Origin of the sequence: Kitasatospora sp. DSM 101779 (assembly GCF_025655475.1) — a bacterium.
GTDB lineage: Bacteria > Actinomycetota > Actinomycetes > Streptomycetales > Streptomycetaceae > Kitasatospora.
This window is the reverse complement of sequence record NZ_JAHTIK010000001.1, coordinates 5,198,154-5,199,302: the sequence shown is the minus strand read 5'-3', so window position 1 is coordinate 5,199,302 and position 1,149 is coordinate 5,198,154. Positions and strand designations below refer to the sequence as shown.

Here is a 1,149-nt window from a genome sequence, read left to right as displayed (position 1 = left end):
GGGCCGGGGCCGGGGCCGGCTCCGCGCGGGGGGCCGGTGGCGCGGGCGCGGCGTCACCTGGTGCGGCGCCGGCGGGTGCGCTCTCGGCGTCGGGGGCGCCGGCCAGCACGTTGTAGAAGGAGGTCTTGGCGGCGACGATCCGGCCGTGGATCCGGGCGTCCCGGCGTTCGGCACGGGCCATCCGTTTGGGCCGGGTGCGGTAGCGCCAGCGCGCCCAGGGGCTCTGCGGCCGGGCCAGCCGGACGGCTCCGACCATGGCCAGCGGCGGCAGCATCACGCCGAGCAGGCCGGTCCAGATCTTGCCCTTGAACAGGCTGATCCCGACCAGCAGCAGCAGGATTCCTGCGCCGACGAACTGTCCCGCCGTCAGCCGGGAGCTGAAGCCGCCCAGCGGCAGTTCGCCGATCAGCAGCAGGGCGATGACCGCGACCGCCAGGATCACCGCGTCCACGGACTTGCGGCCCTGCTCGCTCCAGTAGACGTCCTGCAGGTGCAGGACGAGCGCGAACTCGTCGAGCACCAGGCCGGCGCCGATGCCGAAGCCGAGGGCGAGGACGTTCCACAGCTGTCCGCCGTTGCCGCGGACGGTGAACGCCCCCACGCCGCAGATCAGCACCAGGGCCTGGCCGAACACCACGTGGTGGATGTGCAGGCCGCCGGGGGTGACGTTGCCGGGCCACCAGCTGGTGCCGCGCCGGATCATCCGGACGCTGAAGCGGATGAAGAGGAAGGAGGCCAGCAGTCCCACCAGCAGCAGGAACAGCGGCTCGCGTCCGGTGTCGACGATCCGGTGCCGGTACGCGTCGAGCAGCGACTGCCACATGGCGTACGGAACCTCCGGGAGGCGGCTCGGCTGGACGGTTCCACCCATCTGACGACGGCTCAGCCCCGCTCCGCCACTCGATGGCGCGTGCGATGGTCCGAACGGGCGAGCGTTTCGGGCGACCCAGCACGGTTCACTCCGCGTTCCCCGGCGGGGACGCTCCGACGTGCCATGCTGTGGGCCGCACCCACCCCCGGACCGTCCATCCGACTGTCGGACTGTCAGTCCGTGCGGTCCCGCTGCGAAACCCCACCCGAACGGAGACGACCATGGACGCTCTCTCCCGCAGGACCCTGCTGGCCGGCGGTGCCGCCACCGCGGCCGCG

General features: G+C 72.8%; 1 pseudogene. It reads right to left on the bottom strand.

Annotated elements, in window-relative coordinates:
* Window positions 1–871 (bottom strand): annotated as a pseudogene (locus KSNIM_RS23700) (hypothetical protein); the annotation flags it as partial.
* Window positions 872–1,149 lie beyond the last annotated feature (278 nt).